This window comes from Halomonas urumqiensis (assembly GCF_003028575.1).
Taxonomy (GTDB): Bacteria; Pseudomonadota; Gammaproteobacteria; order Pseudomonadales; family Halomonadaceae; genus Halomonas; species Halomonas urumqiensis.
In genome coordinates this window covers 1-23,343 of record NZ_PYUD01000003.1, presented here as the reverse complement: position 1 = coordinate 23,343, position 23,343 = coordinate 1, and the positions used below count along the sequence as shown (strand labels likewise).

At 61.7% G+C, this 23,343-nt stretch carries 18 protein-coding genes; 11 read left to right on the top strand and 7 right to left on the bottom strand.

Features of this window, described 5'->3' with window-relative positions; all coding sequences use genetic code 11:
* The first annotated feature begins 15 nt into the window (after nucleotides 1-15).
* Nucleotides 16-411 (top strand): GFA family protein, encoded by a 396-nt coding sequence (locus C6V82_RS09950; protein ID WP_102588344.1) that lies wholly within the window; start codon nucleotides 16-18, stop codon nucleotides 409-411.
* A gap of 186 nt (nucleotides 412-597) precedes the next feature.
* Here C6V82_RS09950 and C6V82_RS09945 read toward each other — a convergent pair whose 3' ends face one another.
* Nucleotides 598-2,034 (bottom strand): alanine/glycine:cation symporter family protein, encoded by a 1,437-nt coding sequence (locus C6V82_RS09945; RefSeq protein WP_102588345.1) that lies wholly within the window; start codon nucleotides 2,032-2,034, stop codon nucleotides 598-600.
* 664 nt (nucleotides 2,035-2,698) lie between these two features.
* On the opposite strand from C6V82_RS09945, the gene C6V82_RS09935 reads away from it, so the two are divergent.
* Nucleotides 2,699-3,910: a low temperature requirement protein A gene (locus C6V82_RS09935; protein ID WP_102588346.1), complete on the top strand. Its 1,212-nt coding sequence runs from the start codon at nucleotides 2,699-2,701 to the stop codon at nucleotides 3,908-3,910.
* Between the two features lie 38 nt (nucleotides 3,911-3,948).
* Here C6V82_RS09935 and C6V82_RS09930 read toward each other — a convergent pair whose 3' ends face one another.
* Nucleotides 3,949-7,140: an FAD-binding and (Fe-S)-binding domain-containing protein gene (locus C6V82_RS09930; protein ID WP_102588347.1), complete on the bottom strand. Its 3,192-nt coding sequence runs from the start codon at nucleotides 7,138-7,140 to the stop codon at nucleotides 3,949-3,951.
* 186 nt (nucleotides 7,141-7,326) lie between these two features.
* On the opposite strand from C6V82_RS09930, the gene serS reads away from it, so the two are divergent.
* The gene (gene serS, locus C6V82_RS09925; protein WP_102588376.1) at nucleotides 7,327-8,604 is read left to right on the top strand and encodes a serine--tRNA ligase; all 1,278 of its coding nucleotides are present in this window, start codon (nucleotides 7,327-7,329) and stop codon (nucleotides 8,602-8,604) included.
* Between the two features lie 6 nt (nucleotides 8,605-8,610).
* Here the strand turns inward: serS and C6V82_RS09920 are convergent, their stop codons facing one another.
* Nucleotides 8,611-9,384 carry an SIMPL domain-containing protein gene (locus C6V82_RS09920; protein ID WP_102588348.1) on the bottom strand — a complete coding sequence of 258 codons (774 nt, stop codon included), beginning with the start codon at nucleotides 9,382-9,384 and terminating at the stop codon, nucleotides 8,611-8,613.
* A 172-nt stretch (nucleotides 9,385-9,556) separates the two neighbouring features.
* Here C6V82_RS09920 and C6V82_RS09915 point away from each other — a divergent pair, with 172 nt between their 5' ends.
* The gene (locus C6V82_RS09915; protein WP_102588349.1) at nucleotides 9,557-10,687 is read left to right on the top strand and encodes an AI-2E family transporter; all 1,131 of its coding nucleotides are present in this window, start codon (nucleotides 9,557-9,559) and stop codon (nucleotides 10,685-10,687) included.
* A 53-nt stretch (nucleotides 10,688-10,740) separates the two neighbouring features.
* Here C6V82_RS09915 and trxA read toward each other — a convergent pair whose 3' ends face one another.
* Entirely contained in the window at nucleotides 10,741-11,064 is a 324-nt protein-coding gene (gene trxA / locus C6V82_RS09910; protein WP_102588350.1) for a thioredoxin, read from the bottom strand.
* Nucleotides 11,065-11,297: 233 nt separating this feature from the next.
* Here trxA and cysB point away from each other — a divergent pair, with 233 nt between their 5' ends.
* Nucleotides 11,298-12,266, top strand: a complete 969-nt coding sequence (gene cysB / locus C6V82_RS09905; RefSeq protein ID WP_102588351.1) for an HTH-type transcriptional regulator CysB — start codon at nucleotides 11,298-11,300, stop codon at nucleotides 12,264-12,266.
* Nucleotides 12,267-12,378: 112 nt separating this feature from the next.
* Here the strand turns inward: cysB and C6V82_RS09900 are convergent, their stop codons facing one another.
* A complete protein-coding gene (locus C6V82_RS09900; RefSeq protein WP_102588352.1) occupies nucleotides 12,379-12,999 on the bottom strand; it encodes a phosphoadenosine phosphosulfate reductase domain-containing protein in 621 nt (206 codons plus the stop codon).
* Nucleotides 13,000-13,131: 132 nt separating this feature from the next.
* Nucleotides 13,132-14,475: an aminodeoxychorismate synthase component I gene (gene pabB / locus C6V82_RS09895; protein WP_102588353.1), complete on the bottom strand. Its 1,344-nt coding sequence runs from the start codon at nucleotides 14,473-14,475 to the stop codon at nucleotides 13,132-13,134.
* A gap of 229 nt (nucleotides 14,476-14,704) precedes the next feature.
* Here pabB and C6V82_RS09890 point away from each other — a divergent pair, with 229 nt between their 5' ends.
* The 6 genes from C6V82_RS09890 (at nucleotide 14,705) to C6V82_RS09865 (ending at nucleotide 23,077) form a co-directional block, all read left to right on the top strand.
* Nucleotides 14,705-15,445, top strand: coding sequence for a GntR family transcriptional regulator (locus C6V82_RS09890; protein ID WP_102588354.1), 741 nt, complete (start codon nucleotides 14,705-14,707; stop codon nucleotides 15,443-15,445).
* Nucleotides 15,446-15,535: 90 nt separating this feature from the next.
* Nucleotides 15,536-16,429 (top strand): methylisocitrate lyase, encoded by an 894-nt coding sequence (gene prpB, locus C6V82_RS09885; RefSeq protein WP_102588355.1) that lies wholly within the window; start codon nucleotides 15,536-15,538, stop codon nucleotides 16,427-16,429.
* A 38-nt stretch (nucleotides 16,430-16,467) separates the two neighbouring features.
* On the top strand, nucleotides 16,468-17,595 hold the full coding sequence (prpC, locus tag C6V82_RS09880) for a bifunctional 2-methylcitrate synthase/citrate synthase (protein ID WP_102588356.1): 1,128 nt from the start codon (nucleotides 16,468-16,470) through the stop codon (nucleotides 17,593-17,595).
* A 14-nt stretch (nucleotides 17,596-17,609) separates the two neighbouring features.
* Complete coding sequence (gene acnD / locus C6V82_RS09875; protein ID WP_102588377.1) at nucleotides 17,610-20,243, top strand: Fe/S-dependent 2-methylisocitrate dehydratase AcnD; 2,634 nt, start codon at nucleotides 17,610-17,612, stop codon at nucleotides 20,241-20,243.
* 82 nt (nucleotides 20,244-20,325) lie between these two features.
* The gene (prpF, locus tag C6V82_RS09870) at nucleotides 20,326-21,519 is read left to right on the top strand and encodes a 2-methylaconitate cis-trans isomerase PrpF (RefSeq protein ID WP_102588357.1); all 1,194 of its coding nucleotides are present in this window, start codon (nucleotides 20,326-20,328) and stop codon (nucleotides 21,517-21,519) included.
* A gap of 73 nt (nucleotides 21,520-21,592) precedes the next feature.
* Complete coding sequence (locus tag C6V82_RS09865) at nucleotides 21,593-23,077, top strand: bifunctional 2-methylcitrate dehydratase/aconitate hydratase (RefSeq protein WP_102588358.1); 1,485 nt, start codon at nucleotides 21,593-21,595, stop codon at nucleotides 23,075-23,077.
* Nucleotides 23,078-23,098: 21 nt separating this feature from the next.
* On the opposite strand, the gene C6V82_RS18170 is transcribed toward C6V82_RS09865, so the two are convergent.
* The coding region (locus C6V82_RS18170) for a hypothetical protein (RefSeq protein WP_219908165.1) at nucleotides 23,099-23,343 on the bottom strand (245 nt) is incomplete at its 5' end.

Below are 23,343 nucleotides of genomic sequence, written 5' to 3'. Positions count from 1 at the left end.
AGGGGGAGATCGTCGATGAAAGGAAGCTGCCTGTGTGGGGCCATCGAGTACGAGGTGTCTACACTGGACATGCCAATCACCTTTTGCCACTGCCAAAGGTGTAGAAAAGCTCATGCCGCGCCTTTTGCACCTACGGCGGGTGTCATGAGGGAAAATTTTCGATGGCTGAAGGGAGAAGACACGCTTTCGAGCTTTGAATCCAGCCCCGGAAAGGCGAGGTATTTTTGCTCGGTGTGTGGATCACAACTCGTGGCAGAAAGAGCTGGCCAGCCCCATATAATCCTGCGCGTCGCTACATTGGATGAAGACCCGGGTGCAAGGCCTGAGGCGCATATTTGGGTTAGCCATGATGTCGAGTGGCTTGTGCATGAAGACATTCCTGTCCACAAAGAGTGGCAAGTGGATGGGTGATGGGAACTGCTGAGAGCCCCACCATGGGAAAATCGGCAATTAAAAATTGAGGACAGAACCCAATTAAATCGCAAATTAAATCGGAGCCGATGCATCACATTGATTGTTCAAAGATGCACCCCGAAGGCTGGTAACCTTCGGGGTGCATTTCATTAGCGCGAGGGCTTTAAGCTTATCCGCTGAGTATCAGCGCTCTTCCGCTTTGTGATGCTCCCAGGCGGAATGGTCGATATCCAGATCCGAGTACTGCTGTGAATCCAGTACCGGGCGCTGGACTCCCTGGGCAAGCTGGTGACGGAAGTCTTTGAGCAGGCGCAGGCAGACGGGCAGCAACATCATGATAGCGACCAGGTTGACCACTGCAAGCAGGCCCATCATCGGGTCGGAGAAGAAGAACACGGCGGTTGCTCCCGGTGCTGCGGCACCCAGGAAAACGACCGCGACAATAATTACCCGCAACACTTGAGTGGCCAGCGGATTCTGGCTCATCACGGCCACGGCGTTCTCGCCCAGGTAGTAGTTATAGATGATGGAGCTGAAGGCAAACAGCAGGACCATGAACGACAGCAGGTATTGGGTCCAGTCGCCCAGGTGGTACGCCATGGATTGTTGGGTCAGCACTACGCCGTCGATTTCTTCCGCCCCCGGTGCATAGACGCCGCCGAGTAGAATCACAAAGGCGGTACAGGAGCAGATCAGCATGGTATCGATGAATACCGAGAACGACTGGGTGATTCCCTGGCTGACCGGATGACGGACATCCGCGGCGGCGGCCACATTGGGGGCTGAACCCAGGCCAGCCTCGTTGGAGAACAGTCCACGCCGGATACCATTGGCAATGGCGGCACCCATGCCACCGCCCACGGCTTCCTCAAAACCAAAGGCATTGGCTACTATGGTGGCGATCACGCCGGGAACTTCGGTGATGTTCAAGAAGATGATCACGATGGCCATCAGCAGGTAGAGCATGGCCATGACGGGTACAACCACCTCGGAAATTTTGGCGATGCGGCGAATGCCACCAAACACGATCAGTGCGGTCACGCCTGCCAGCAAGGCGCCGGTGAGATAACGGCTGACCCCCAGGCTGCTTTCGATGGAGCCGGCGACCGTGTTGCCCTGAAAAGCGTTGAAGCCTAGCCCAAAGGCGGCCAGCAGGCAGAAAGCGTAAAACACGGCCAGCCATTTATACTCGGCGCCCAGGCCATGAATAATCGAATTGGCGGGGCCCCCTCTGAAGGTGCCATCTGGTTGACGGCGTTTGAATAACTGGGCGATCGAGCATTCCACCAGGCTGGTCGCCATCCCGACCAGGGCAATGGCCCACATCCAGAACACCGCGCCCGGGCCGCCCAGGGTAATCGCCACCGCAACCCCGGCAATGTTACCGCCGCCTACGCGCCCGCCCACTGAAAGCATCAGGGCAGCGCGTGCGCTGACGCTGTTCGGGTCGGCTGACTCCTTGTCACCCGTCAGCACACCAAACATGCGCTTGAAAAAAGTGAACTGCACAAAGCCGGTCATCAAAGTGATGAAGACTCCGAAAATCACCAGCAGCGGGACTAGTGCCCACCCCCATGTCAGGTCGCCCAGCAACCCGAAAAAACTCTCGATAATATCCATTTGTCTAGCTCCATCCGTTCAGTGAAATTATGTGAACTGACGACGAGTGATCTCACGGTGCATGTTATTGTTGAATCGCTGTTGCAACGGACAGAGTATAGCGTTGCATTTGGTTGAATGAACACAATGCCTGCCAACGTTTTATTTTTATAAATCAATGGCTTGGTGGTCTTTTGCTGGGCGTTTTTCTGGGCGGTTTGCTGGATAAGCTGATGTGTTTCAGGGGCGGATTTTCTCGGAGCTTGAGCTCAAGAAAACATTCCTCGTTCCAGGAGACGCCGCACCAACTGACGCTTCGGGTTAGTGGCAGGGCGTTAGTGATAGGGCGTTAGTGATAGGGCGTTAGTGATAGGAAGGAGAATGCCGGATAAGAGAAGCGGCTTATGTGGAGCCATCGAATATTCGCCGATACGCCGGGTGCATCAGGACCAAGGGATACATTGAGGTGTTCGATTATCCATATGGCCAATTCGGTGTGCGCTATCTGTTTTGTCTTGCATTTCCAGGGTCACCAATAGATGTCTAAGATTTGGTCGCGTATGGGCCGGTGAGCAAGGCTTGGGGAGTGCGAAGATGCCACGTCCGTGATCCGTTCGGTAGACTCGTCAATGTCCTGCAGTATGAGTGAAAGCGAGCAGGCCGTACCATCACGGGACAATTACCGATGAACCACCAGCCATTACAGGATTTCCCGATCTGGCGCCGCCCGCGCCATCACATGGATGTCGAGGGGGCCAGTGATCACGTCCACTGGGTCGAGTTGTTCTTCGATCTGATCCATGTGGTCACTATCTTCATCCTCGGGAATTATCTGTCTCACCATCTCGACTGGCCCGGGGTCCTGGTCTTCTCGGGGCTGTTCGTGGCCATCTTCTTCGCCTGGGCGGATTGCTCGGTCTACAACTCGCTGTATATCTCCACGGACATACCGCATCGGGTAATTATGGCCGTGCAGATCGTGACGATGATGGTGATCGCCGCGTCCATTCCGCAGATATCAGAGGGTGGGTGGCCATATTTCGCCTTGGGCTACGCCCTGAACCGGGCCCTGACGGGCTATCTCTATTGGCGAGCGCGGCATCTCGGCGCCGAGAGGAGTTCGCTGGCTCAGGAACAGGGGCGCAACTTCTTCATCCTTGCCGGGCTGTTCGCCTTGTCTGCCTTACTGCCGCGTCCCCTCGGCTATTGGGTCTTTGGGGCGGGCGTGGTGCTGATCCAGCTGCAGTACATGCTGCCGGTGGTGGGCACGCTGCGCTTCGAGCGGTTCGTGCCTCGGCTTGGTCATCTTTCCGAACGCTTCGGCCTGTTGATGCTCATCCTGCTGGGCGAGGGGTTCTTCAAGCTGGTGGTGACGCTTGCCGACAAGGGGATCGACAAGGTCGGAGCCGGCACGCTGTTCAACTTGATCATGGGCGGGCTATCGCTGTTCGCGCTGGCCTGGATTTATTTCGACAGCGCCGGCAATGCCAAGCCAAGGAGCCGTGCCACCGGTGTTCTGTTGGCCTACTGGTTCGCCCATATCACGATTCTGTGGAGCGCGGTGCTGATCGGGGTGGCGCTGGCAGGCGAAGTCTACGTCGGATTCTGGGAGCCTTACCCCACCGGTTATGGCGCCATCGGCACCGTCGGGCTTGCTGTCTTTCTGGTATCGCTCTGGGTGCTGCAGTCGCTCGTCGAGGGCCGGGACATCACCTGTCGATATCACAGCGGTGGGGTGCGCCTCTTCGGGATCGCGGGGGCATTGGTGGTGCTGGTCATCCATCCGTCCGTGCCCTCGGCGGTGGGCAATGTCGTCTGGGGCATGGCACTGTTTTCACAGATCGGCGTGCCACTCTACCGGGCCGTGCGAGACATGCGCCTGCGCCAGGGCGCGTGAATGGGTGGCGCCTTGCTGTATGGGGCTTTGCCAGTCGCTCAACCGCGGCGCTTGAGCTCGGTGAGCAGGGCCTGCAGCGGGTGTGGCAAGGCCTGATCCGAGAGGCGCTTGACCTGACTCCGGCAGGAGTAGCCGGTGGCGAGCAGTGTGCCGGTATTGGCGTCGTTTTCCACCACCGGTTGCCATGACTGGGCGTAGATGGTTTTCGAGGTCGCCAGGTTTCGGCTTTCGTGGCCATAGGTGCCGGACATGCCGCAACAGCCGGTGGGCACCAGCTCCAGTGTCAGGCCGAAGGCGGCGAATACCTGCTGCCAGGCCTTGGGGCTACCCGGGGCATTGGTGGCCTCGGTGCAGTGCGAGAGCAGCCGGTAGCGCGGCGCCTCGTTCGCATCTTCCGGCGCCAGGCGGCTTGCCGGGCTTGGTGTCCGGGTGACCAGCCACTCCTGCAGCATCAGCACCTCGGGCACGGCATCCTTTCCCAGCGCACTCGGGTATTCCTGGCGATAGGTCAGGGTCATGGCCGGGTCGATGCCCACCAGGGGCACGCCGAACTCGGCGAGTGTGCGAAGCCGTCTGGCCTGCTTCTCGGCGGTGCGCGCGAAGGCGCCCAGGAAGCCCTGCACGTTGAGTGGCTTGCCGTTGGGCGAGTAGGGCGCCACGAACACCCGCACATCGAGGCGCGAAAGCAACTCGACGATATCCATCACCAGCTTGGCTTCGAAGTAGCTGGTGAAGGCGTCCTGCAACAGCACCACGCTGCGCGCCTTCTGGGCCTCGGTGAGTAGGCCAAGCGAGGTCGGGGTGGCCTCGGCAACTCCCCATGCAGCAAGCTGCTTTTCGAGGTTGGCGCGGGATAGCCGCGGGCTGTCGACCATGCCGATGGGGCCGGCCAGCAAGCGATCCACCAGGCGGTTGCCAAGGGCCGCGTTGTAGAGCGGGGCGATGCGCGCAAGGGTCGGCACGAAGAACTCCATACCGCCGATCAGGTAGTCGCGGACCGGGCGCAGGTAGCGGCCATGGTAGACCTCCAGAAACCGTGAGCGGGAGTCGGGCACGTTGACCTTCACCGGGCACTGGCCGGCGCAGGATTTGCAGGCCAGGCACCCCGCCATGGCGTCATATACCTCGTGGGAGAAGTCGTCCTGCTTGCCGCGCCGCAGGGTGTTGAGGGTGCGTGCCGGGAAGCTTTTGATAAATCCCCAGGCGCCTTCGGCCTTTTTCTTTCTCGATTCCTCGACCAGGTCGATACCGGCCTCGCCCTGCCAGCGCAACCATTCGCGAATCAGGCTGGCCCGCCCCTTGGGGGAGTGCACACGGTCGCGGGTCGCCTTCCACGACGGGCACATGGCGTCATCGGGGTCGTAGTTGTAGCAGGCACCGTTGCCATTGCAGTAGACGGTGGCCGCATGGGATTGCCAGACGCGTTCGTCGATCTGGCGGTCGAACTGGCCGCGTGTCGGCACACCATCGATGGCCAGCAGACCCGGATCGACGAGCTTCACCGCCTCCAGTTTTTCAGCGTCAGCGGGCGCTCTTACCGCGGCATCGGGCGGGTTAGAGTCAGTACCAGCGGCTTCGGGCTGGTTAAGGAGAGGCGTCGCGATCTTGCCGGGATTCAACTGGTTGTGGGGGTCGAACGCTGCCTTGACCCGTTGCAGGCTGGGGTACAGCTCGCCGAAGAACTGCGGGGCATACTCCGAGCGCACGCCCTTGCCGTGCTCGCCCCACAGCAGGCCGCCGAACTTCTTGGTCAGTGCGGCCACTTCATCGGAGACCTCGCGAATCAGTCGTTCCTGCTCGGGGTCCTTCATGTCGATGGCCGGGCGCACGTGCAGCACACCGGCGTCGACATGACCGAACATGCCGTAGGCAAGGCCTCGTGCATCCAGGGCGGCGCGGAACTCGGCGATAAAGTCCGCCAGCCGTTCGGGCGGCACGGCGGTGTCCTCGACGAAGGGGATCGGTCGCTTCTCACCCTTTTCATCGACCCGGGCATTGCCGAGCAGGCCCACCGCGCGTTTGCGCATACCGTAGACTCGCTTGATGGCATCACGCCCCTCGGCCAGGGTGTATCCCAGGCGTGGGGCGCTTGCGTCTTGCTCGAGATGGCGGCAGAAGGCGTCGACTCGCGCGGCCAGCCGCTCGGGGTCGTCGTCGTTGAACTCGATGAGGTTGATGCCGTGGACAGGCGTGTCGGCTTCCGGAAAGAATTCCGCCACGCTGTCCCACACGAAATCCTCACGGGCCAGGCCCAGCACAGTGTCGTCTACCGTCTCGATGGAGGTGGGAGACGATTGGCTTGCCATCAGCGCCTTGGCGTCGCGCAGGGCGTCCATGAAACCGGCGTAACGCACATTGACCAGTGTCGAGTGCCTGGGGATGGGCAGCACATTGAGTACCGCCTCGTTGAGCAGGCCAAGCGAGCCCTCGGAGCCGCACAGCAGGCTGTTGAGGTCGAGACGGCCTTGCGCGTCCCTCAGGTGCGCCAGGTCATAACCGGTCAGGCAGCGGTTGAGCGGCGGAAAGGTGGCGTCGATCAGTTCGCGCTGGGTGTCGATGATCTCGCGAGCGGTGCGGTGAATGCCGCCTACCGGGTCCTGGCGCTGGCACTGCGCCGCCAGTTCGGCCTCGTCCAGTGGATGTGACACCAGTCGCTCGCCGCCCAACAGCAGGGTATCGAGTTCCAGCACATGGTCGCGGGTCTTGCCGTATTCGCAGCTGCCCTGGCCGCTGGCATCGGTCGAGATCATGCCGCCGATGGTGGCGCGGTTGGAGGTCGAGAGGTCGGGGGCGAAGAACAGCCCGTGGGGCTTCAGGGCAGCATTCAACTGATCCTTGACCACGCCCGCCTGTACCCGCACCTGGCGCTTCTCCACGTCGATCTCGAGGATGCGGTTCATGTACCGCGAGACGTCCACCAACAGGCCGTCGGTCAGCGACTGGCCGTTGGTGCCGGTGCCGCCACCGCGCGGGGTCAACACGACCTTGCGGTGTTCGATGCAACCGGCCAGGTGGGCGATGCGCTGGAGGTCAGCGGCATCGCGCGGGTAGAGCACCGCCTGGGGCAGGCGCTGGTAGATGGAGTTGTCGGTGGCGAGCACCGTGCGGTCGGCGTAGTCGGCGGCGATGTCGCCGGTGAAGCCCGAGGCGTCGAGCGCCTTCAGGAAACGCCGGTAGTGGGTCTCGAGGCCCGGAAGGTGTGCGTCAGCGGTGTCCAGTCGTGCGATCATGGTGTCGATGTCATTCGTGGCGCCGCCGCGGCTTGGCCGGGCGGGGAAGAAGGGATGGTCTACTTTACCGCGTCTGGGCCTTGCCGCGCATCCCGTGGCTGCCGCCGCATGGCGCCTGTGCGGCCTTTTGCCTACAATGGGCGGCCTGAATTTTCCGCTTTCACCGACTGCAACGGACTGGATGCCATGCTTGATCCCAAACTGCTGCGCAGCGACCTCGCGATGGTTGCCCAACGACTGGCCAAGCGGGGCTTCGCCCTGGATACCTCACGGCTCGAGGCGCTGGAGTCGCGGCGTCGTGAGTTGCAGGCCGAGACCGAGTCCCTGCAGAACGAGCGCAACACTCGATCCAAGGCGATCGGCAAGGCCAAGGCGGCGGGCGAGGATATCCAGCCACTGCTCGATGAGGTGAGCGATCTGGGCGACCGCCTGGACGCCGCCAAGGCCCGGCTGGCCGAGGTGCAGGCCGAGTGGGACGAACTGGCCAGCGGCCTGCCGAACCTGCCCCACGAGAGCGTGCCGGAGGGCAACAGCGAGGAGGACAACGTCGAGCTGCACCGCTGGGGTACACCGGCCAGCGTCGATTTCGACGTGCGCGACCATGTCGACCTGGGAGCACTGAAGGGCGATCTCGATTTCGACCTGGCGACCAAGCTGACTGGGGCGCGCTTCGCGGTGATGCGCGGGCCGATTGCCCGGCTGCATCGTGCGCTGACCCAGTTCATGCTCGACAAGCAGACTCAGGAGCACGGCTACGAAGAGTGCTATGTGCCCTACATGGTCAACGAGGCCTCACTGTACGGGACGGGGCAGTTGCCCAAGTTCGGCGAGGATCTGTTCCGTCTCGATGATGAGCGCGGTTATCACCTGATCCCCACCGCCGAGGTGCCGCTGACCAACTTCGCCCGTGACGAGATCCTCGAGCACAAGGCGTTGCCGGTGAAACTCACCGCGCACACCCCGTGTTTTCGCAGCGAGGCCGGTTCCTACGGGCGCGATACTCGCGGCATGATTCGCCAGCATCAGTTCGACAAGGTCGAGATGGTGCAGATGGTCGAACCGGAGCACAGCTACGCCGCACTTGAGGAGATGCGCGGCCATGCCGAGGCGATCCTCCAGGCACTCGAGCTGCCTTACCGGGTGGTCACCCTGTGTACCGGCGACATGGGCGCTGGCGCCGCCAAGACCTACGACCTGGAAGTGTGGCTGCCAAGCCAAGCGACCTACCGTGAGATCTCCTCGGTCTCCAACTGCGAGGATTTCCAGGCCCGCCGCATGCAGGCGCGCTTCCGTCACCCCGAGCACAAGAAGCCGCAATTGCTGCATACCTTGAATGGGTCGGGCCTGGCGGTTGGCCGTTGCCTGATTGCGGTGATGGAAAACCACCAGAACGCCGACGGGTCTATCAGCATCCCCGAGGTGCTGCGACCCTACATGGGCGGGGTCGCAGCCATCAACGCCTGATCGGGCTTACCGCTCGATTTCCCAGCTGACACTCACGCCCGCTTCGATGGCGATGGTGCCGGGGCGATACTCCGCCTGCGGGGCGCTTTCCCGGGCATCGGCGCTCATCGCCATCATGCGCGGGGCGAACACCGGCGAGCGGGTCTCGCTGACCGACATCACGTCGCCCAGCGTCACGCCCAGCGTCTCGGCCATCAAGTCCGCTTTGTGGCGGGCCTTTTCCAATGCCTTGACCAACGCCTCGTCGGTGGCGGCGTCGCGGTCGGCCAGGTCGTAGGTCACCCCATCCAGGGAGTTGACGCCTGCTTCGGTGAGGGCATCCAGCAGCACGGGCAGACGCTCCAGGTCGTCGACCTTGACCTCGAATGGCCGCTCCAGGCGAGTGCGCACCAGGGTTTCCTGCTCTTCATCGCTGCGCCGTGGCGACGCCACGAACTCGGGCTGAACGCTCAGTGATCCGGCGTTGATCGCCTCGCTCTCGAGCCCCGCGGCTTCCATGGTCTGGATCAGCTCGGCCGAGCGCGATTCGAGGCGCTCGCGGGCCTCGCGCAGGGCATCGGGGTCGGCGCTGACGTCCTCCTGCTGGGAAATGGCGGCGGTGCGTTCCCATAGCCGCGCGGTTAGCGTGGCGCGATCCGGCACGACATCGATTTGCGCCTCGGCGGCGACATCGAGTCGCGGCGTAGCGGGGGTGTCCGCCTGGAGCGAAGTGGTGGCAAGCGTAGCGCCTGCGAGCAGTGCCACCAGCCCCAACTGGCGAAATGGAATGGCGAATGACATGGCATGCCTCCTTGCATTGAAAGATGCGCGGTGAGTGGTGGGCGAGCATTGCCCGGCGCCACTTCGAGCGAGGGTTCGGGTAAAGGTTCCGCGGTGGGTATTGGCCCGACACATTGTTGCAGGCGCTGCCAAGGGGCATGATGACCCTGTTCTGACACAAGGAAGCTATCGGATGCCGCTTTATAACGATGATACCCCGCGTATCATCCCGTTGAACCTGACGCTGGCGCTGGCGGCGCTGGTGGTCATCGTGTTTGGCATGAAGGCGGGCTCCAGCCTGCTGGTGCCGCTGTTGCTGGCGATATTCATTGCCGTGGTCTGCACGGCGCCGATCCAGTGGCTCAATCGCCTGGGACTCAGCCTGCGGCTTGCGGTGTGGCTGACCCTGGTAGTCCTGGGTGGACTGATTTCCCTGTTGGGTCTGCTGCTGGTCAACAGCTTCGGCACCTTCGTCGATGCGCTGCCGGGCATCGAGGAAAAACTCTACGAATACTACTTCGACCTGCTGGCGGGGCTCGCGAACCTGGGGCTTGCCATCGATCCGGATCGCCTGGCGAGCCTGATGGACATGGAGCAGGTGGGAGGCTTCGTGCCGGCGTTTCTCGGTGAAGTCGGCAACCTGTTGATGCAGAGTGTCATCGTGGCGCTGCTGGTGATGTTCATGCTGTTCGAAGCCATGAACTTTCGCCACAAGCTCTCCCGTGCGCTGGTCAATCCCGCGCCCAGCCTGCAACGCTTCAACGAGTTCAGCCGCACCCTCAAGCGCTATCTGGCGGTCAAGACGATGATCAGCCTGGTGACCGGTGCCCTGGTGTGGGTAGCTTGCCAACTGGTGGGGGTGGAATTTCCGCTGTTGTGGGCGGTGATGGCCTTCGCGTTGAATTTCATTCCCAACATCGGCTCCGCCATCGCTGCTGTTCCCCCGGTGATGCTGCTGCTGGTGTCACCGGAAGGTGGCCTGTTCGATGCCGTGCTGCTCGCGGCGGCCTATCTGGGCATCAATTTCGTGCTCGGCAATATCGTCGAGCCGCGCGTCATGGGCCGCGCGCTGGGACTGTCGACCTTCATTGCCTTCCTGTCACTGGTGGTGTGGGGGTGGATTTTCGGTGCGGCGGGCATGTTGCTGTCGGTGGTGTTGACCATGACGCTGAAGATTGCCCTGGACAGTCATCCCGAGACCCGCTGGATCGCCCGCTTGCTGGGGCCGGGTGCGGGAGGCTCGCTGGAGGGGGCTGACCAGCCTCCATCGGTACGCAATGAGTCGGTGCGCAATCGTCAGGTGGACAAAGAGGGCGGCCCCTGAACGACATCGCCCCGGCCGAGGCCGGGGCGATGGGGGGCGACGCTCGTCTGGGATCAGGCGTTCTGATCGATGAACTGCGAGAGTTGCGACTTGGACTGAGCACCGACCAGCGAGGCCACCTTGGCGCCAGACTTGAACAGCATGACGGTGGGCACGCCTCGCACGCCTTGTTCGGCGGCAATTTCGGGGGCATCGTCCACGTTGATGCTGACGACCTTGAGGCTGCCGTTGCGCTCTTCGGCGACCTCGTCGACCACCGGTGCCATCACCTTGCAAGGACCGCACCAGGGTGCCCAGAACTTCAGCAGAACCGGTGTCTCGGCCTTGAGGACTTCCTGCTCGAAGTTGGCGTTGGTGACATCGACATTGTTGGCCATGGGATTCTCCAGTTGCGTTGCGCTACATCGAGCGTATTCGGGGCACACCAGAGGTATGCCTGGCCGGCTGATGTTAGCGGTCGACCATGGCGCTGGCAAATGCGAAAGCTTGGCGGGTGGCTGTTGGGTGGATCATCACCTGACGCATTGTGCTGATTGATATGCTATAAAGTGATTAATTTTTCAGCCTTTATGCGCTTTTGTGACGAGCGATCCTGGGAGCCGATACCACCATGAAACTTCAACAGCTGCGCTACGTCTGGGAAGTCACGCGACACAACCTGAATGTCTCGGCCACTGCCCAGAGCCTGTTTACCTCGCAGCCGGGTATTTCCAAGCAGATCCGCTTGCTCGAGGACGAGCTTGGGGTCGAGATTTTCGCCCGCAGCGGCAAGCATCTCACGCGAGTGACACCCGCTGGACAGGCTGTCGTCGAATTGGCTGGCAAGGTGTTGCGCCTCACCGAGAATATCAAGGAAGTCGCCCAGGAATTCAGTGACGAACGCCGCGGCAGTCTTTCCATCGCCACCACCCATACCCAGGCGCGCTATGCCTTGCCGCCAGTGATTCGCGAATTCACGCGCAAGTACCCTGACGTGGCATTGCACATGCAGCAGGGTACGCCCAAGCAGATCGCTCAGATGGTCAGCGACGGCCAGGCGGATTTTGCCATCGCCACTGAATCGCTGGAGTTGTTCAACGACCTGGTGCTCTTGCCATGCTATCGCTGGAACCGTTGCGTGATGGTGCCCAAGGGACATCCCCTGGTTGATCAGCCGCTGACCCTGGAGGCCCTGGCTGGCCATCCTCTGGTCACCTATGTGTTCGGGTTCACGGGGCGCTCGCAGCTCGATGATGCCTTTCGCGCCAAGGGGCTCTCGCCCAATGTGGTGCTGACCGCTGCGGATGCCGACGTGATCAAGACCTATGTTCGATTGGGCATGGGCGTGGGTATCGTTGCGCACATGGCGGTGGATCCTGAAATTGACAGCGACCTGGTGGCGCTGGATGCGGGGCATCTGTTTGAAAGCTCCACCACCAAGATAGGCATTCGGCGTGGCACCTTCATGCGCGGCTACATGTATGACTTTCTCAAGGGCTTCGCAGGCCATTTGGAGCGCGACCTAGTGGATGCGGCCCTTGCCGCCGGGCCTCGTCATGACACCGGGCTGTTCGATTCCATCGATTTGCCGGTGCGCTGAGACTCGCCCGCTTTTTGACACGAGCCAATACAAGAGACGGCCTCCAGGGTGATCCTGGCGGCCGTCTCGTTTCTGGTGGAGCCTTGATGAATCGCCGCCTTGGCGACTTGGCTCAGTGCTGCAGATGAAGCCCGCACTCGCGTTTTTCTTCCACCTTGGTGGGGTCGAAGTAGTCGAAGTTGTTGGGCAGATCGTGGGCTTCGAGATACTGGTACATGTCCCGCGCGCTCCACTGCAACAGCGGAGCGACCTTGAGCAGGCCATCACCATTGCGACTGAGAGGCGCCATGCGAGCACGCTCCGGCGTATCCTCGGCGCGCAGCGCGGTGAACCAGACGTCTGGCGCCATCTCGCGCAGCGCACGCTCGAAAGGCTCGATCTTCACCTCCTGGGTGAAGTCGCCATGGCGGGCGTCGTCGATGCCTGGGAAGGGGCCTTCGAGCGCTTCGCGATGGGCGCGTGAGCGCTTCGGCAAGTAGGTGATCAGGTTGAGATCGAGGCGCCTGGCCAACTCGTCGGCGAAGCGATAGGTGGCCTCGGTGTTGTAGCCACTGTCCATCCAGACCACCGGGATATCGGGGCGATGACGAGTCACCATGTGCAGGATGACCGCCTCGAAAGGCCGAAAGTTGGTGGTGCAGATGGGTCGATTACCCTGTTTCAGGGCCCAGCGTATCAGTGCATCGGGGTCGTTGCCGAGGTCTCGGTTGACGATGTCGAGTTGTGTTTCCATGAGCCCTCCAGGGGGTGAGTCGTGCTTGATCGTCACCCTACCAGAGCCGTTAGTGTCTCCCCCAATACCGATTCATTGGATATTTATTTCTTAGTGGACTAAAAAATTATTTTTTAATTACCAAGGTGCTGCCTACTCACTCAAGGCGGCCATCAGGTGGCGAATCTTGTCGAGTGTTTCGCAGTACTCATCTTCCCCTCGCGAATCGGCGACCAGCCCGCCTCCCCCCCACAGATGGAGGTGACCATCATCGGCCACGGCGGTGCGAATGGCGATCGAGGTGTCCATGTGCCCACGTACGTCTACATAGCCGAGACTCCCGCAGTAGACGCTTCGCTGGCTGGGCTCGAGCTCGTCGATGATCTGCATGGCGCGCACCTTGGGGGCGCCGGTGATGGAGCCGCCGGGAAAGGCGGCGGCCAGCAGGTCGAGCGGCCTGCGGTCGGGGTCAAGTTCACCTTTCACCACGCTGACCAGATGGTGCACGTTGGCGTAGCTCTCCAGGCCGCAAAGCTTGGGCACCCTGACGCTTCCCGGCACGCACACGCGCCCCAGGTCGTTGCGCAGCAGGTCGACAATCATCACGTTCTCGGCGCGATCCTTGAGGCTGGCTTCCAGTGCATCGGCGAGCTGGCGGTCCTCCTCGGCTGTCGCGCCGCGGGGTCGAGTGCCCTTGATCGGCCGGGCTTCCACCTGGCCATTCCGACACTCGATGAAGCGTTCAGGCGAGAGCGACAGGATCGCCTTGTCCTGCCAGGCCATGAAACCAGAAAACGGGGTGGGGGTTGCCCGACGCAGGCGCAGGTAGGCGGCCCATAGGTCACCCTTGAACGCTGCGCTGAAGCGTTGCGCGAGGTTGATCTGGTAGCAGTCTCCGGAATGGATGTAGCGCTGCACCGCCTCGAACCTTTGCAGATAGGCCGCACGCGACATTTCCGCCTGGAAAGGCGTGGTGAGCCGGAAGGGGTCGAGGGGTGGTGGGCGCGCCGCAAGCCACTGCTCTACCTGTGCCTTGCGCTCGTCGCTTGCCACCAGCCAGCCCTGGCGATGCTGGTGGTCGAGGATCAACGCCCAGTCATACAGGCCAACGCGGCTTGTCGGCAGATCGACGGCAGGCACGGCACGGCTTCCGACCGGCTCAAGGCGCCGGCCAAGGTCATAGCTCCAGAAGCCGATCAGGCCACCGAGAAAGGGGAGATCACTCTCCGGAACATCATGAGGCAGGCGTTCGAGCAAGGCCTGCTGTGCCACGAAGGGTGATAGTCCAGCGAGCTTTCGGTCGCCGAGGATGCGGCCGTGTTCATCCACCTCCAGTTGCACGAGAGGGTCGCTGGACAGGATGTCGAAGCGCCCCCCGGGCGCCACCGGCCGGCCACTGTCGAGCAGCACCGCCCCCGGGCGGCTTCTCAGGGCAGCGAAGTAGCCAAGGGGGTCCTCCCGATAGGCTAGCGGGGTGATCTTGCGTGGTGTTGTCATCAATGCGCCTTCCCGGAACAGGCGACTATTCTAGGCACGCCGACGCTTTTTGTCGTTGACCGCTTGGGTGACGCGGCATCAACGCAGGCAGCCAGCATTGTCGACATTGGTGATATTTTGAGCTCAGTTGTCTACAACCAAAGGCTAAGGACCGAGATAGGTCTGGTCTGTTGACCCGGTGAATGGCAATGGCTACAGTTCACACACCATTTAATTGTCGACAATTGCCATGAGCTCAGCCGAGTCACATCCCCTCGCGACATCCTCTGTCAAGGCCGAAACCTCGAACCCTGAGGTGCGCACGCTGGCCGAACGTGTCTTTCAGCAACTCCAGGACGCCATCGTGCGTGGCGAGCTGGCGCCGGGCAGCAAGATCACCGAGCCGGGGTTATCGAAGCGCTACGGGATCTCGCGCGGCCCGCTGCGTGAAGCCATGCGGCGCCTGGAGGCTCATCGCCTGATCGAGCGTGTGCCCCATGTCGGTGCCAGGGTCGTCAAACTATCCATGAAAGAGCTGCTCGAACTCTTCGATGTGCGTGAAGCCCTAGAGAGCATGGCCGCACGCCTGGCGGCCGAACATATGTCTCGCGAGGAGATCGCCGGGCTGCGTGAGGTGCTGGCGGTTCACGAGAGCCAGTCCGACCTGCGCAGTGGCGAAGCCTACTACCAGCGCGAGGGCGATCTGGACTTTCACTATCGCATTGTCCTTGGCAGCCATAACCGCATGCTGATGACGATGTTGTGCGATGACCTTTATTACCTTGTGCGCCTTTATCGCACGCAGTTCAGTGCCAGTGGCACACGCCCTCAACGTGCCTTCGTCGAACACCATCGCATCGTCGATGCCATCGAGGCGGGCGATGCCGAACTCGCCGAGCTGTTGATGCGGCGTCACGTCAGTGCTTCACGATCCAATGTCGTCGACCGTTATGCCGCCACGCTCGAACAGGATACCCAGGAGACTCACTGATACTCGCCAATATCAAGGTGGCTCCCCGCACGCTAGTCGCTTCCAGATTGATACAGACCAGATTGATATAGAACAGCCAGGAGACCTCGCATGACCAATCAGACCCCCGGTGCCCGTTTTCGCGCCGCACTAGAGGCCAATCGGCCGCTACCCATCGTTGGCACCATCAATGCCTACACCGCGATGATGGCCAAGCGAGTCGGTCACCAGGCGATCTACCTGTCTGGCGGTGGCGTGGCCAATGCCTCGTACGGTCTTCCCGACCTCGGCATGACCACCATGAACGATGTGGTCGAGGATGCCCATCGCATCTGCGGTGCCACCGACTTGCCGTTGCTGGTGGATATCGATACCGGCTGGGGGGGCGCCTTCAATATCGCGCGCACCGTCAAGGAGATGCAGCGTGCCGGGGTGGCCGCCGTGCACCTCGAGGATCAGGTGGCGCAGAAGCGCTGTGGCCACCGTCCCAACAAGGCGATCGTTTCCCAGCAGGAGATGGTCGATCGGGTCAAGGCCGCCGCCGATGCGCGTATCGATCCCGACTTCTACCTGATCGCGCGTACCGATGCCTTCCAGAAGGATGGCCTGGATTCCGCCATCGAGCGTGCCCGCGCCTGTATCGCGGCCGGTGCCGATGCGATCTTCGCCGAAGCGGTGCATACCCTGGATGACTATCGCGCCTTCTGTGAGCGTGTCGACGCCCCGATACTCGCCAATATCACCGAATTCGGCGCCACGCCGCTGTTCAGCCAGCAGGAGCTTGGCGAGGTGGGCTGCCGCATGGTGCTCTACCCGCTGTCGGCATTCCGCGCCATGAACGCCGCTGCCCTGAAGGTCTACCAGAGTATCCACGCCCAGGGCCACCAGCGGGACGTCGTTGACTTGATGCAGACACGCGATGAGCTCTACGACTTTCTCGATTACCACGCCTTCGAGCAGAAGCTCGATGCCCTGTTTGCCGACAAGGATGGCGACACGGCATAGCGCTCACGATAACAACACGACTTACCAGGAGACACGACATGGCTGATAAACCTATCGGTGGAGCTGGCCTGCGCGGCCAGAGCGCAGGGGCAACCGCACTTTGTACCGTGGGCAAGAGCGGTTCTGGCTTAACCTATCGCGGGTTCGATATCAAGGAACTGGCCGAGAAGGCGCGCTTCGAGGAAGTGGCCTACCTGCTGCTCAAGGGCAAGCTGCCGAACCAGGCCGAGCTGGATGCCTACATCACCAAGCTCAAGGGGCTGCGTGGTCTGCCCCAGGCACTCAAGAACGTGCTGGAGCAGATTCCGGCGAGCGCCCATCCGATGGATGTCATGCGCACTGGCGCCTCGATGCTCGGTAATCTCGAGACCGAGGAGAGCTTCGATGAGCAGCAGGATGCCTCCGATCGCCTGCTGGCGATACTGCCGTCGATCATCTGCTACTGGTATCGCTACTCCCATGATGGCGTGCGTATCGAGACCGAGACCGACGATGAATCGGTTGGAGCCCACTTCCTGCATCTACTGCGTGACAAGGCCCCAAGCGACCTGCATGCCCGAGTCATGAACGTCTCGCTGATCCTGTATGCCGAGCATGAATTCAACGCCTCGACCTTTACCGCGCGAGTGTGCGCCTCCACGCTTTCCGACATGCACTCGTGCGTGACCGGGGCCATCGGCTCGTTGCGCGGCCCGCTGCATGGCGGTGCCAACGAGGCCGCCATGGCGATGATCGAGAACTGGACCTCCGCCGACGAGGCCGAGCGCGAGATCATGGGCATGCTCGAGCGCAAGGAAAAGATCATGGGCTTCGGCCACGCGATCTATCGCGAGTCCGACCCACGCAACGCGATCATCAAGCATTGGTCCAGCAAGCTCGCCGAGGATGTCGGCGACAGCGTGCTGTACCCGGTCTCCGAGCGCGTCGAGGCGGTGATGTGGCGCGAGAAGAAACTGTTCTGCAACGCGGACTTCTTCCATGCCAGCGCCTATTACTTCATGGATATCCCAACCAAGCTGTTCACACCGATCTTCGTTTGCTCGCGAGTGACAGGCTGGTGTGCCCATGTGTTCGAGCAGCGTGCCAACAACCGCATCATTCGCCCCAGCGCCGACTATACCGGCCCCGAGCACAGCGTCTGGGTGCCGATCGAGGAGCGTGAATGACCGTGATTCCCGACATGAACAGTGACTATCGCAAGCCGCTGCCCGGCACATCGTTCGATTACTTCGATGTACGTGCCGCCGTTGAGGCGATCAAGCCCGGTGCCTACGCAGGCTTGCCGTATACCTCGCGTGTGCTGGCCGAACAGTTGGTGCGGCGTTGTGATCCTGCCGAGCTGCGCGATGCGCTCGTGCAGTTGATCGAACGCCGGCGCGACCTGGATTTCCCCTGGTATCCCGCCCGTGTGGTATGCCACGACATTCTGGGCCAGACGGCGCTGGTCGACCTGGCCGGCTTGCGTGATGCCATCGCCGAGAAGGGCGGTGACCCGGCCAAGGTCAACCCGGTGGTGCCAACCCAGTTGATCGTCGACCATTCGCTGGCCGTCGAGCATGCCGGCTTCGAGAAGGATGCCTTCGAGAAGAACCGTGCCGTCGAGGATCGCCGCAACGACGATCGCTTCCACTTCATCGACTGGACCAAGACGGCGTTCGAGAATGTCGACGTGATCCCGCCCGGCAACGGCATCATGCACCAGATCAATCTGGAGAAGATGTCGCCGGTGGTGCAGAAGCAGGCCGATAGGCAGGGCAAGATCGTGGCCTTCCCGGATACCTGCGTAGGCACCGACAGCCATACCCCGATGGTCGATGCGCTGGGCGTGATATCGGTGGGCGTGGGTGGCCTTGAAGCCGAAAGCGTGATGCTGGGGCGGGCCTCGATGATGCGCCTGCCCGACATCGTCGGTGTCGAGCTTACCGGCAGGCTTCAGCCCGGCATCACCAGTACCGACATGGTGCTGGCGCTGACCGAGTTCCTGCGTCGCGAGCGGGTGGTGGGGGCGTACCTTGAGTTCTATGGCGAGGGCGCCGACGCGCTGACTGTGGGCGACCGCGCGACCATCTCCAACATGACCCCGGAATATGGTGCCACCGCGGCGATGTTTTATATCGATGATCAGACCATCGATTATCTCAAGCTGACAGGGCGTGACGACGATCAAGTGGCGCTGGTCGAGACCTATGCCAGGGAAGTCGGGCTATGGGCCGACAGCCTGCGAGATGTCGAGTATGAGCGGGTACTGACCTTCGATCTTTCCTCGGTGACCCGGACCCTGGCGGGTCCCTCCAATCCGCATGCTCATCTGCCCACCTCCGAGCTCGCCAAGCGCGGCATTGCAGTGGATCTCGACAAGGCACAGGCAGAGGAGAAGGCGGGCAGGATGCCGGATGGCGCGGTGATCATCGCCGCCATTACCAGCTGCACCAACACCAGCAATCCGCGCAACATGGTGGCGGCTGGCCTGATCGCCCGCAATGCCAACAAGCTTGGCTTGACCCGCAAGCCATGGGTCAAGAGCTCGCTTGCCCCGGGTTCCAAGACCGTCAAGATGTACCTGGAAGAAGCCGAGCTGCTGAGTGAGCTGGAGTCCCTTGGTTTCGGCGTGGTGGCATTTGCCTGCACCACCTGCAACGGCATGAGTGGTGCACTGGACCCGACGATCCAGCAGGAGATCGTCGACCGTGACCTCTATGCCACGGCGGTACTATCCGGCAATCGCAACTTCGATGGTCGCATCCACCCCTATGCCAAGCAGGCGTTCCTGGCATCCCCTCCGCTGGTGGTGGCCTATGCCATCGCCGGCACCATCCGCTTCGATATCGAAAAGGATGCGCTGGGCCATGATGCCGATGGCAATCCGGTCACGTTGAAGGACATCTGGCCCTCCGATGAAGAGATCGATGCCATCGTCAAGCAGAGCGTCAAGCCGGAACAGTTTCGTGCCACCTACATCCCGATGTTCGACCTCGACAAGAGCGCGCGTGCAACGGTCAACCCGCTCTATGAATGGCGAGCGCAAAGTACCTACATTCGCCGCCCGCCCTACTGGGAAGGCAACATGGCGGGGGAGCGTGCGTTGAAGGGAATGCGACCGCTGGCGGTGCTGCCGGACAATATCACCACGGACCACCTGTCACCATCCAACGCCATCATGCTCGACAGTGCCGCGGGGGAGTACCTGGACAAGATGGGCCTGCCGGAGGAGGACTTCAATTCCTACGCCACCCACCGCGGTGATCACCTGACCGCCCAGCGGGCCACGCTTGCCAATCCCAAGCTTTTCAACGAAATGGTGCGTGACGACAACGGTGAGGTAAAGCAGGGCTCGCTTGCGCGGATCGAGCCGGAAGGCAAGGTCACACGCATGTGGGAAGCCATCGAGACCTACATGGAACGCGGCCAGCCGCTGATCATCATTGCCGGTGCCGACTATGGCCAGGGCTCGTCGCGTGACTGGGCGGCCAAGGGTGTGGCGCTTGCCGGTGTCGAGGCCATTGTCGCCGAGGGCTTCGAGCGGATTCACCGCACCAACCTGATCGGCATGGGGGTCATGCCACTGCAGTTCGAGCAGGGCACGACTCGCCACACACTGGCCATCGACGGTACTGAAACCTTCGACGTGGAAGGCGAGTACTCGCCGCGGGCCGCGTTGACGCTGGTCATGCATCGCCGCAACGGTGATACCGAGCGGGTACCAGTGATCTGCCGCCTGGATACCGCCGAGGAGGTATCCATCTACTCCGCTGGCGGCGTGCTGCAGCGCTTTGCCCAGGACTTTCTCGAGTCCACGGTCGAGGCAGCCGGCTGAGCCGGACGACCAGCGTGTCCACATGTTCGACCCGGCTACTATTGCCGGGTCGATTTTTCTCCCAACACAGGAACCGACTTCCATGGCCGACGATTCGCGGACGCATGTTCCCCAGATCAGGATTCCCGCCACTTACATGCGTGGTGGCACCAGCAAGGGCGTGTTCTTCCGTCTTCAGGACCTGCCCGAGTCGGCTCGCTCGCCCGGCGAGGCACGTGATCGCTTGTTGATGCGCGTGATCGGCAGCCCCGACCCCTACCAGAAGCAGATCGACGGCATGGGTGGCGCGACCTCCAGCACCAGCAAGACCGTGATCCTCTCGAAGAGCGAGAGTCCTGACCACGATGTCGATTACCTGTTCGGCCAGGTGTCAATCGACAAGCCGTTCGTCGACTGGAGCGGCAACTGCGGCAATCTCTCCGCCGCCGTGGGGCCCTTCGCGATCAGCAACGGCTTGGTGGATGCCAGCCGGATACCCGCCAATGGCGTAGCGACTGTGCGCATCTGGCAGGCCAACATCGGCAAGACCATTATCTCTCATGTACCAATCACCAATGGCGAGGTCCAGGAAACGGGGGATTTCGAACTCGATGGCGTGACGTTTCCTGCCGCTGAAGTGCCGGTGGAATTCATGGACCCAGCGGATGGCGCAGGTGCCATGTTTCCCACCGGGAACCTGGTCGACGAGCTCGAGGTGCCGGGTGTCGGGTTTCTCCAGGCCACCATGATCAATGCTGGCATTCCGACCATCTTTCTCGATGCCGAGCAGCTCGGCTATACCGGTACCGAGCTGCAGGAGGCGATCAATGGCGATGCCGAGGCACTGGCGAGGTTCGAGACGATTCGTGCCCACGGCGCCCTGCGTATGGGGCTGATCCAGGATGTGGCCGAAGCGGTCAACCGGCAGCACACCCCCAAGGTGGCTTTCGTCGCTCGGCCTGCGGACTATGTCTCGTCCAGCGGCAAGTCGATCAAGGCAAGTGATGTCGACTTGCTTGTGCGTGCGCTTTCCATGGGCAAGTTGCACCACGCGATGATGGGTACCGCTGCCGTTGCCATCGGCACCGCCGCAGCGATACCCGGCACCCTGGTCAACCTCGCCGCCGGAGGAGGGGATCGCAGCTCGGTGCTGTTTGGTCACCCCTCCGGCACCCTGCGGGTCGGTGCCGAGGCAAGCAAGGTCGACGGCCAGTGGACCGCCACCAAGGCAATCATGAGCCGCAGTGCAAGGGTATTGATGGAAGGTGTTGTTCGCGTGCCGGGCGACAGCTTCTGAGGGAGCCGGCCGACGGGGAGCAGGTTCTCTATAGTGAAGGGGGTTGGCTAACGATTTGCAACGGGAGGACAGCATGAGCGCCACAGTGGAAACCAATATTCGCCCGGATTTCGATATCGAACTGCAGAAGATCGCCGATTACGTGCTCGATTACCGGATCGAGAGCGACGAGGCAATGGACACCGCGCGTCATTGCCTGATGGACACCCTGGGGTGCGGTCTGCTGGCGCTGCGTTTTCCGGAATGCACCAAGCATCTTGGTCCTCTCGTCGAGGGCACCGTGGTGCCTCATGGGGCGCGTGTACCGGGCACTTCCTTCCGGCTGGATCCGGTCAAGGCCGCCTGGGATATTGGCTGCATCGTGCGCTGGCTCGACTACAACGACACCTGGCTTGCCGCCGAGTGGGGGCACCCCTCCGACAACCTGGGCGGCATATTGGCAGTGGCGGACCATCTCTCGCAGAAACGCGTCGCCGACGGTGAACCACCACTGCTGATGCGCGAGGTGCTCGAGGCCATGGTCATGGCCCACGAGATACAGGGTGTGCTCGCGCTTGATAATTCTTTCAACCGGGTTGGCCTCGATCACGTGGTGCTGGTCAAGGTGGCGACCACGGCGGTGGTGGCAAAGCTGATGGGAGCCGATCGCCAGCAATTGCTTTCGGCACTCTCGCATGCCTGGGTCGATGGCCAGAGCCTGCGGACCTATCGCCACGCCCCCAACGCAGGATCGCGCAAGAGCTGGGCCGCCGGTGATGCGACGTCGCGGGGAGTACGGCTTGCCTATATTGCGCTGCGTGGCGAGATGGGCATTCCCGGTGCTCTCTCGGCGCCACAGTGGGGGTTCTATGATGTGCTGTTCAGCAAGACCAACAAGGATCAGTCGTTGAAACCGGAAAGCGAGCGGCGATTCACCTTCCAGCGAGAGTTCGGCAGCTACGTGATGGAAAATATCCTGTTCAAGATTGCCTTTCCCGCGGAGTTTCATGCCCAGACAGCCTGCGAGGCGGCGGTCACGCTGCATTCACAGGTCAAGGACCGGCTTGCCGATGTCGATAGAATCGTGCTGACCACCCATGAGTCGGCGATTCGCATCATTTCCAAGTCGGGTACGCTTGCCAACCCCGCCGACCGGGATCACTGCCTGCAATACATGACGGCCGTTCCACTGGCCTTTGGCAGCCTCACCGCAGAGCACTACGAGGATGACTTTCACGAGGCCAATCCGATCATCGATGAGCTGCGCGGCAAGATGGAGGTCGTGGAGGAACCTCACTATACAAGCGACTACCTCGATCCCGAAAAGCGCTCCATTGCCAATGCCATCCAGGTCCACTTCACCGACGGTAGCGCCACCGACAAGGTGGAGGTCGAATATCCCATTGGCCATCGCCGTCGCCGTGCCGAAGGGATTCCCATGCTCGAAGAGAAGTTCAAGCGCAACCTGGCAACACGGTTTCCAGCCGGCTGGAGTACGAAGCTCTTCACGCTGTGCAAGGATCGGCAGGCACTGGAGGCCACCGCCGTTCATCGCTTCGTCGACCAGTGGGTCATCTAACATCCCGCTACACTGAAAAGGTCATGGCGACGGTGCGTAATCTGGACTACATTTTTCTGGTGCAGGGTATTGCATGGTCACCATCAAACCCGTAAAGTACGCATCCGCTGCCGGCGACGGGCAACGTTGCAGGCGGTGATAAGTGAAGAAAGTGATTGATAGTACTGGGGTTTTGGTGCTGTCGACAGTTTCTGGGTGAGTCATCACCCCGGCGAAACATGGCGCTTGACACGCCACGCCGATCACGTAGAATACGCCTTCCTCGC